The sequence below is a fragment of the Tabrizicola flagellatus genome (assembly GCF_008271465.1).
In the GTDB taxonomy this organism is placed as follows: Bacteria; Pseudomonadota; Alphaproteobacteria; order Rhodobacterales; family Rhodobacteraceae; genus Tabrizicola; species Tabrizicola flagellata.
Genome location: NZ_VMDU01000012.1, coordinates 78,446 through 88,010 on the forward strand (window position 1 = coordinate 78,446; position 9,565 = coordinate 88,010).

Here is a 9,565-nt window from a genome sequence, read left to right on the forward strand (position 1 = left end):
CGCGCCGAAGGCGCGGGAGGAGGTGCTAACGCTGCACCACCCGCGTTATCGGGTTACCCGGCAGCGTCACTTCCAGCAGTTCCAGGTCGGGCGTCGGATCGGCGTAGCGCGTGGCCATCCCGGGCGGAATCACGAAGGCGTCGCCCGGTTCCAGCCGGCAGGGCTCCTTCCCCTCGCCCTCCAGCACCATGCCGCCCCGCATCACGAAGGTGAACAGTATGTCGCCCTCATGCACCGTCCAGGGCGTCGGCTTTCCCGTGGGCCGGGCCACCATCACCGAAGCCACGCCCTTCGTCGCCGCCATGATCGTGGTGTCGCGGGCCTCGAAGCCCGGGATGCGGAAGGGACGGAACACGCCCTCCGCCCCGATGTCGTGGACGAAACGCTGCCCCTCCCATTCCCGCTCGGGCCGGTAATGCGGGGTCGGCAGGGTCATCTCGTGGTCGATCTCGGTGACGTGTTCCGCGGGCACCCCGATCTCCACCACCTGCACGCCTTCGGAATGCAGCACCTTGTGACGGATGCCCGGCGGCTGGATGAAGCAGTCGCCGGCATGGATGCGGCGCACGTCGCCCTGATCCTCATACAGCACGTCCACCCAGCCCGCGACGCAGAAGATCAGCTGGAAGCCGACCTTGTGGAAGTGCACCATGTCCGGCACCGGACCATCCGGCACGCGGATGTGGCTGGCGATCATCGCCCCGCCAAGCCGCGTCGGGATCAGGTCGCGATATTCCATCCCCGCCCGCCCGATCACCCAGGGCGCCTGGTCGGCCAGGCGGCGCACCACGAAGGCGTGCTCGGTCGCGGGCGTGACCACCGGAGGGTTCAACTCGTCGATCTCGACCCGCGTGCCGTTCGGAGCGACCAGCTCCTTCGCCCCCCCGGCAAAGCCCGGATCGTCCGTCAGGATGCGCAGCGTGCCGGGGCTTTCGGGTGCCCCCTTCTGGATGCGCAGCCGCAGCCCGTGGCCGGACAGCACCGCCACCTCGGGGTTGTCGGCGGGAAAGATCATGTCCAGCCTGAACCCGAGAGTCTTCGTGTAGAACGGCAGATCCTCGCGAAGCTCTTTCGTCGGCAGCCGAACTTCCGCGCGTGTTTCCGTCATGGCATTCCCCGTGCTATGGCGCCATGGTGATCGGCGCCAGGCCGATTTGCAAGCCGGCTGCGGAAAGCCGCAACTTGGCGGTCTGGAAATACTGGTTCAACGCTGAACCAGTTTTGCGGGAGGGGTTGATGGACGAGGCCAGGAACGACAACGCGCGGCAGGCGGCGCTGGATTACCACGAGTTTCCCAAACCGGGAAAACTGGAAATCCGCGCGACAAAGCCCCTTGCCAACGGCCGCGACCTCGCCCGCGCCTATTCCCCCGGCGTGGCCGAGGCCTGCCTGGAAATCAAGGCCGACCCGGCGACGGCCAGCCGCTACACCTCGCGGGGCAACCTCGTCGCTGTCATCTCGAACGGCACCGCGGTCCTCGGCCTTGGCAACATCGGCGCGTTGGCCTCCAAACCCGTCATGGAAGGCAAGGCCGTCCTCTTCAAGAAATTCGCCAACATCGACTGCTTCGACATCGAGGTGAACGAACCCGACCCGGTCAAGCTCGCCGAGATCGTCTGCGCGCTGGAACCTTCCTTCGGCGCGGTCAACCTTGAGGACATCAAGGCCCCCGACTGCTTCATCGTCGAGAAGCTCTGCCGCGAGCGGATGAACATCCCGGTCTTCCACGACGACCAGCACGGCACCGCGATCGTGGTGGGCGCGGCGGCGACCAACGCGATGATCGTCGCGGGCAAGAGCTTCGGCGAGATCAAGGTCGTCTCCACCGGCGGCGGCGCGGCGGGGATCGCCTGCCTGGAGATGCTGGTCAAGCTGGGGGTGAGGCGCGAGAACGTCTGGCTCTGCGACCTGGAGGGGCTGGTCTATCACGGGCGCGAGGCGCAGATGACGCCGCAGAAGGCCGCCTTCGCGCAAGGCACCACGCCTGCCACCCTGTCCGACGTGATCGACGGCGCCGATCTCTTCCTCGGCCTCTCCGGCCCCGGGGTGCTGACGCCCGAGATGGTGGCGAAGATGGCGCCGAACCCGATCATCTTCGCACTGGCGAACCCCACGCCCGAAATCCTGCCCGACGAGGCGCGCAAGGTCGCCCCCGGCGCGATCATCGCCACCGGGCGGTCGGACTTCCCGAACCAGGTCAACAACGTCCTCTGCTTCCCCTTCATCTTCCGCGGCGCGCTTGATGTCGGCGCCACCACGATCAACGACGAGATGGAACTGGCCTGCATCGAGGGCATCGCCGCGCTGGCCCGCGCCACCACCTCGGCCGAGGCCGCCGCCGCCTACCGGGGCGAGACGCTGGCCTTCGGCGCCGACTACCTGATCCCGAAACCCTTCGATCCGCGCCTGATCGGCACCGTCGCCTCGGCCGTCGCGCGTGCGGCCATGGAAACCGGCGTTGCCACCCGCCCCATCGCCGACCTCGACGCCTACAAGCGCAAGCTCGACGGCTCGGTCTTCAAGTCGGCGCTCCTGATGCGCCCGGTGTTCGAGGCCGCCCGCACTGCCTCGCGCCGGATCGTCTTTGCCGAAGGCGAGGACGAGCGGGTGCTGCGCGCGGCCAATGCGATCCTCGAGGAAACCACCGAGGTCCCGATCCTGATCGGCCGGCCCGAGGTGATCGAGGCGCGCTGCGAACGCTATGGCCTGCCGATCCGGCCGGGCCGCGACTTCCATCTGGTGAACCCGGAGAACGACCACCGCTACCGCGACTACTGGGGCGCCTATCACGACCTGATGGCCCGGCGCGGGGTGACGCCCGACATCGCCCGCGCCGTGATGCGCACCAATACCACCGCCATCGCCGCGATCATGGTGCATCGCGAGGAAGCCGACAGCATGATCTGCGGCACCTTCGGCCAGTTCAACTGGCACCTCGGCTATGTCCGTCAGATCCTCGCGCGGGGCGGGCTGCACCCGGTGGCCGCGCTATCGATGATGATCCTCGAGGATGGCCCGCTCTTCATCGCCGACACCCATGTGCATCCCGAGCCCACGCCGCAGCAGATCATGGAAACCGTGATCGGCGCCGCGCGGCATGTCCGCCGCTTCGGCCTGACGCCGAAGATCGCGCTCTGCACGCAAAGCCAGTTCGGCAACATGGACAATGCCTCGGCCCGCCGGATGCGCGACGCGCTCGAGCTTCTGGACCTGCGCGAACCCGATTTCGCCTACGAGGGCGAGATGAACATCGACGCCGCGCTGGACCAGTCGATCCGCGACCGCCTCCTGCCCAACTCGCGCTATGATGGGGCGGCCAACGTGCTGGTCTTCGCCTCCTCCGAGGTCGCTTCGGGCGTGCGCAACATCCTGAAGGTCAAGGCCGGGGGGCTGGAGGTCGGCCCGATCCTGATGGGCATGGGCAACAAGGCGCATGTGGTGACCCCCGCCATCACCGCGCGCGGCCTTCTGAACATGTCCGCCATCGCCGGGACGCCCGTGGCGCATTACGGCTGAGTCAGGGCCGATTTCTTCGAAGAAATCGGACCGGAGCCTTCAAAGGCTCCGGTGCGGAGTTTTCGAAAACTCCGCCGCCTTTTGCAAATCGTACGCAGGGATGCCAGACCGCTTTGCAAGCTTTGGTCGGTTTGCAAATATTTGTCCCGATCAATCGCAAATTCTGCAAATCTGCCGCACCCCGCTAACGGTAACACCGTTGCGTGACAGGCATCCATTCGCATACGAACCCGTCAGTGCATCAGCGGGGGGAGATCGCGATGAGCTACGCACAGGTCTACGGTCAGTGGCAGCAGGATCCGGAGGGCTTCTGGCTGACCGCCGCAGGGGGCATCGACTGGGTGAGGAAGCCGACGAAAGCCCTCAATGCCGACCGCGCCCCCCTCTACGAATGGTTCACCGATGCCGAGGTGAACACCTGCTGGAACGCCGTGGACCGCCACGTCATCGCCGGCCGCGGCAAGCAGCCGGCGATCATCCACGACAGCCCGGTCACCGGCACCAAGCACGTCATCACCTACGCCGAGCTCCGGGACCGCGTCGCCCGCCTCGCAGGGGCGCTGAAGGCCCGCGGCATCGAAAAGGGCGACCGCGTCATCATCTACATGCCCATGGTCCCCGAGGCTCTGGAGGCGATGCTCGCCTGCGCCCGGCTGGGCGCGATCCATTCCGTCGTCTTCGGCGGTTTCGCGGCGCATGAACTCGCCGTCCGCATCGACGACTGCACCCCCAAGGCGATCATCGCCGCCTCCTGCGGGATCGAGCCTTCCCGCGTGGTCCACTACAAACCTCTCCTCGACGCCGCCATCGACCAGGCCACCCACAAGCCCGACTTCTGCGTGATCTTCCAGCGCGAGCAGGAGGTGGCGAAACTCACCCCCGGCCGCGATGTCGCCTGGCACGAGTTCCAGTATGGCGTGGAACCGGCCGATTGCGTGCCCGTCGCGGGCAATCACCCGGCCTACATCCTCTACACCTCCGGCACCACCGGAGCGCCCAAGGGCGTGGTCCGCCCCACCGCCGGGCACCTCGTGGCCCTCAACTGGACCATGCGCGCGATCTACAACTGCGGCGCGGGCGACGTGTTCTGGGCCGCCTCGGACGTGGGCTGGGTCGTCGGCCACAGCTACATCTGCTATGGCCCGCTGATCGCCGGTTGCACCACCGTCGTCTACGAAGGCAAACCCGTCGGCACCCCCGACGCCGCCGCCTTCTGGCGCGTCATCAACGAACACAAGGTCCGCAGCTTCTTCACCGCCCCGACCGCCCTTCGCGCCATCAAGCGCGACGACCCGGACGGCAAGCTCGTCCCGCCGCTGCCCACGCTCCAGGCGCTCTACCTGGCGGGCGAACGCGCCGACCCCGATACGATCCACTGGGCGCAGACCCATCTCAAGGTCCCGGTGATCGACCACTGGTGGCAGACCGAAACCGGCTATGCCATCGCCGCCAATCCCCTCGGGATCGAACATCTGCCGGTCAAGATCGGCTCGCCATCCGTCCCCATGCCCGGCTTCGACGTGCAGGTCCTCGACGAAGGCGGCCACCCGGTCTCACCCGGCACGCTCGGCGCCATCGCGATCAAGCTGCCGCTCCCCCCCGGCACCCTGCCAACCCTCTGGAACGCCGAGGACCGGTTCCGCAAGTCCTACCTCAACCACTTCCCCGGCTATTACGAGACCGGCGACGCGGGCTATGTCGACGCGGACGGCTATCTCTACATCATGGCCCGCACCGATGACGTCATCAACGTCGCCGGCCACCGCCTGTCCACCGGCGCGATGGAGGAAGTCCTCGCCAGCCACAAGGACGTGGCCGAATGTGCCGTGATCGGGGTCGCCGACGAGCTGAAGGGCCAGTCGCCGCTGGGCTTCCTCTGCCTCAACAAGGGCTCCAACCGCCCGCATGACGAGGTGGTGAAGGAATGCGTGCAACTGGTGCGCGACCAGATCGGCCCTGTCGCCGACTTCAAGCGCGCCGTCGTGGTGGACCGCCTGCCCAAGACCCGATCCGGCAAGATCCTGCGCGGCACCATGGTCAAGATCGCCGACGGCCAGCCCTGGAAGATGCCCGCCACCATCGACGACCCGGCCATCCTGGATGAGATCACCCAGGCGTTGCAATCGCTCGGCCTCGCGCGCGGCTGACGCGAAACGCGCTGGACAGAGCCCCGGATCTGCGGCAATCTTTGCATTATGCAAAGAAATCCGTCGCATTTCGGGACGATTCTCGGATGACGCCACCGTCCGGCAAGCTGGAGGCCCTGTCCGGGCTGTATCAGGCGGTGGCGGCGGTGCGACCGTTCCTGACCACGTCAGACGAGCAGGCTGCGCTTCAGTTGATCGAAGAGACGATGGTGCGCCTCGCCGACTCGCCCCCCCCGCTTGCCTCGGGACTGAAACAGTTCGATGCCACGCGGCTGCACCACCTCTTGCAGATCACGGGACCCGAGCTTGCTGCCGAGTTGCTGGCGCGCCTGACCGAAGACCTGACCACCACCGAGGCCAAGCTGGCCAAGGGTGCGGGCGATCTTGACTGGAAGGCATTGCGCGAGGGTAGCCATGTGCTGATCTCCCTGTCCGGGTCGGTCGGTGCGATTTCGTTGCAGGAGATGGCAGAAAGCCTGAACGCCATAGCACATGCCCGGGACCACGGTGCGCTCGACCGGCTGATGCCGCCGCTTGCGGGCGAACTTGCCGTGCTGATCCGCCTGATTCGATCCACCAAGCCGCCCGAAGGGTCTGCCGCGTGAAACCCGTCACCTCCCTTTCCCGGCCATCCGTCCTTCTGGTCGAGGACACATTGTCCCTGCAAATGGTCTATCGCTCGATCCTGGCCACCGCCGGGCACCGGGTGGCCGTTGCGGGCACGGCCGATGACGGACTGCAACAGTTCCGGGTGCATCGGCCGATGGTCGTGCTGCTTGACCTGATCCTTCCCGACCGCGACGGGCTGGAATTGATGCGTGACATCCAGGCGATCCAGCCGGAAACCCGGGTGATCGCGATCACCGCCAACGGCTCGGTCAGCCGCGCGGTCGAGGCGATGCGCGCCGGCGCGCACGACTTCCTGGTCAAGCCCTTCGACGAGGGGCGCTTCCTGTCCGTCGTTCAGAATGCCCTGGCCGAGGCGAACCTGCGCGAAACCGGAAAGGCCGACCCACAGGTCGCCACGCGCAGCCGCGACCCGGCCGAAGTCGCGGAAAACTCGGGCTTCATCGGTTCGTCCGATGCGATGAAGCGCATCCACCTGACCATCGGCTCGGTCGCGCGATCGATGGCAACCGTGTTCATCACCGGCGAAAGCGGAACCGGCAAGGAACTTTGCGCCCTTGCCGTCCACGCCAATTCCAACCGCGCCAATGGCCCCTTCATCGCGCTCAACTGCGGCGCGATCCCGCAGGACCTGCTGGAATCCGAGGTGTTCGGCCACATGAAGGGCAGCTTCACAGGTGCCATCTCCGACAAGCAGGGCGCCGCCCAGGCGGCCGATGGCGGAACGCTCTTCCTGGACGAGATCTGCGAGATGGCGCCGGCCTTGCAGACCAAGCTCCTGCGCTTCCTGCAAACCTCGACCGTTCAGCCCGTGGGCGCGACGCGGCCGCGCAAGGTGAATGTCCGCATTGTCTGCGCCACCAACCGCGACCCGCTGGACGCCGTCCGTCGCGGTCATTTCCGCGAGGACCTCTATTACCGGCTCTACGTCGTGCCGATCCACATGCCGCCGCTGCGCGAACGCGGGCAGGACGTGATCGAGATCGCCGAGGCCGCGCTGGCCCGCTTCGCCCAGGAAGAGGGACGCACCTTTCACGGCCTCGCGCCCGAGACCCGCGCGCTCATGCAGTCGCTGCCGTGGCCCGGGAATGTCCGCCAGTTGCTGAACGTCATGCGCAACGTGGTGGTGCTGAACGAGGGCGGCTGGGTCACGCCCGACATGCTTCCGCCCGGCCTGGCAGAGGAAGGGCGCGACCCCGAACCGCTGCCGGTGCCGATGGCTGCTCCAGAGGCACTCAGCGCCGACAGCCTTCTCGGCCTGCCGCTCGCCGAGGCCGAACGCCGCCTGATCGAGGCGACGCTGGCGCTGCATGGTGGCTCGATTCCCAAGGCCGCGCGGGTGCTGGATGTCTCGCCCTCGACGCTTTACCGCAAGATCGAGGCCTGGAACGCGAAGGCCAGCTAGCGGCCGACGCCGACATAGGCCGTGAAGCCTGCCGCGCGCACCTCGACCGGGTCGTAGATGTTGCGCAGGTCGGCCATTTGCGGCGTGGCCATCTTGCGGGCCAGCTTCGCCAGGTCGAGACCGCGGAACTCGTTCCATTCGGTCAGAAGTACGACCAGATCGGCCTCGTTGGCGGCCTGATAGGGGTTGTCGATCCACTTGACCCCGGGCAGCAGCGCTTCGCCTTCGTGCCGGCCCTGCGGATCGCTGACCCGGACCTTCGCACCCCCGCCCACCAGCGCCGGGACGATGGTCAGCGAGGGCGCCTCGCGCATGTCGTCGGTGTTGGGCTTGAAGGTGACACCGAGGACGGCGATCGTCTTGTCGCGGACCGAGCCGCCGCAGAGATCGACGATCTTGTCGATCATCCGCCGCTTCACCTCCTCGTTGACCTTGATGACGGTCTCGACGATCTGCATCGGCACGGCATGATCCTGCCCGATCCGGGCCAGAGCCTTGGTGTCCTTGGGAAAACAGCTGCCGCCATAGCCGGGGCCGGCGTGCAGGAACTTGTCGCCGATGCGCCCGTCCATGCCGATGCCCTTGGCCACGGTCTTGACGTCGGCACCCACCCTCTCGCACAGGGCGGCGATCTCGTTGATGAAGGTGATCTTGGTGGCCAGGAAGGCGTTCGCCGCATACTTGATCAGCTCGGCGCTTTCGAGCCCGGTATACACCATCGGGAACTCGCGCAGGGACAGCGGCCGGTAGAGTTCGGCCATCACCTTGCGCGCCTTCGGGGTCTCGACGCCGACCACCACGCGGTCGGGATGCATGAAATCGTCGATCGCCGCGCCCTCGCGCAGGAATTCCGGGTTCGAGGCGACATCGAACTCCGCCGCCGGGTTGGCCGCGCGGATCGCCTCGGCCACCTTGCGATTGGTGCCGACCGGCACGGTGGACTTGGTGACCACCACCGCATATCCCGTCAGCGCCCGCCCGATCTCGGCGGCCGCTGCCATGACAAAGGTCAGGTCGGCATGGCCATCGCCGCGGCGCGTGGGCGTGCCCACGGCGATGAACACCGCTTCGGCGCCATCCACCGCGGCGGCGAGGTCGGTCGTGAAGCTCAACCGTCCGGCCCCCGCGTTCTTGGCGATCAGCGCCTCGAGCCCCGGCTCGAAGATCGGCACTTCGCCGCGGTTCAGCCGTTCGATCTTGCCCGCGTCGCGGTCGACGCAGATCACCTCGTGCCCGAAATCCGAAAAGCACGCGCCCGAGACCAGCCCGACATATCCCGTCCCGATCATCGCGATGCGCATGACAATACCCTTTCCAACATGGGCGCATGTCTATGCAGCACGCCCCGGGGTGTCAAATCCCCGGACCGGTGGCCTGCGGGCCGGCCCGCCGAGGCTCAGACCCGCTCGGGTCTGGGGAACCGGGCCTTGACCCGCGCCACCGCCGCCAGCCAGTCCTCGCGCGAAGCTTCGCCGCGCTGCCAGCGAAAGAACTGCGGGTCCGCCTCGATGCTCAGCGCCTCGCGCACCGCGTCGCTGCGCTGCTGCAAGGCTGCCTGATACTCCGCCTCGGCGGCCTCGGCCTCCGCTTCCGGCGTTGGCGCCTCGGGTGCCGCCGGGGCGCGCGCCACCCATTTTCCGCGAGCGGTCCGGCGATGCGCGGCCAGGAACTCGATCGTCAGACCCTCGATCGGTTCGCTGCCGGCGCGCGGGGTATCGCCGATCCAGCCGGGAGTGCCGTCTTCGGTGAACAGGACGTGCAGGGTCATGTCAGTGGTCGCTTTCGATGTAGAGGCTCATGGTGGCAAACCCGATTACGGACGAGGTGCCGCCAACGCTGATGTATCCGTTGGGCGCCAGAAGTTGCGTAG

At 67.2% G+C, this 9,565-nt stretch carries 7 protein-coding genes; 4 read left to right on the forward strand and 3 right to left on the reverse strand.

Annotated features, from left to right (window positions below; all coding sequences use genetic code 11):
- Nucleotides 1–25: 25 nt before the first annotated feature.
- Nucleotides 26–1,108, reverse strand: coding sequence for a cupin domain-containing protein (locus FL625_RS14335; protein WP_149589362.1), 1,083 nt, complete (start codon nt 1,106–1,108; stop codon nt 26–28).
- 128 nt (nt 1,109–1,236) lie between these two features.
- Between FL625_RS14335 and FL625_RS14340 the strand changes: the two genes are divergently transcribed.
- The 4 genes from FL625_RS14340 to FL625_RS14355 all read left to right on the forward strand — a co-directional run bounded on the left by FL625_RS14340 (nt 1,237) and on the right by FL625_RS14355 (nt 7,695).
- A complete protein-coding gene (locus FL625_RS14340) occupies nt 1,237–3,516 on the forward strand; it encodes an NADP-dependent malic enzyme (RefSeq protein WP_149589363.1) in 2,280 nt (759 codons plus the stop codon).
- Nucleotides 3,517–3,776: 260 nt separating this feature from the next.
- Nucleotides 3,777–5,663: a propionyl-CoA synthetase gene (locus FL625_RS14345; protein WP_149589364.1), complete on the forward strand. Its 1,887-nt coding sequence runs from the start codon at nt 3,777–3,779 to the stop codon at nt 5,661–5,663.
- 86 nt (nt 5,664–5,749) lie between these two features.
- Nucleotides 5,750–6,268, forward strand: a complete 519-nt coding sequence (locus FL625_RS14350; RefSeq protein ID WP_149589365.1) for a hypothetical protein — start codon at nt 5,750–5,752, stop codon at nt 6,266–6,268.
- Between the two features lie 62 nt (nt 6,269–6,330).
- Nucleotides 6,331–7,695 (forward strand): sigma-54-dependent transcriptional regulator, encoded by a 1,365-nt coding sequence (locus tag FL625_RS14355; RefSeq protein ID WP_200833953.1) that lies wholly within the window; start codon nt 6,331–6,333, stop codon nt 7,693–7,695.
- Here FL625_RS14355 and FL625_RS14360 read toward each other — a convergent pair.
- Both FL625_RS14360 and FL625_RS14365 read right to left on the reverse strand, forming a co-directional pair.
- Nucleotides 7,692–8,996: a UDP-glucose dehydrogenase family protein gene (locus FL625_RS14360; protein WP_149589367.1), complete on the reverse strand. Its 1,305-nt coding sequence runs from the start codon at nt 8,994–8,996 to the stop codon at nt 7,692–7,694. The two genes, FL625_RS14355 and FL625_RS14360, sit on opposite strands and share 4 nt — an antisense overlap.
- Before the next feature lie 95 nt (nt 8,997–9,091).
- Nucleotides 9,092–9,463: a hypothetical protein gene (locus tag FL625_RS14365; RefSeq protein WP_149589368.1), complete on the reverse strand. Its 372-nt coding sequence runs from the start codon at nt 9,461–9,463 to the stop codon at nt 9,092–9,094.
- Nucleotides 9,464–9,565: the final 102 nt, after the last annotated feature.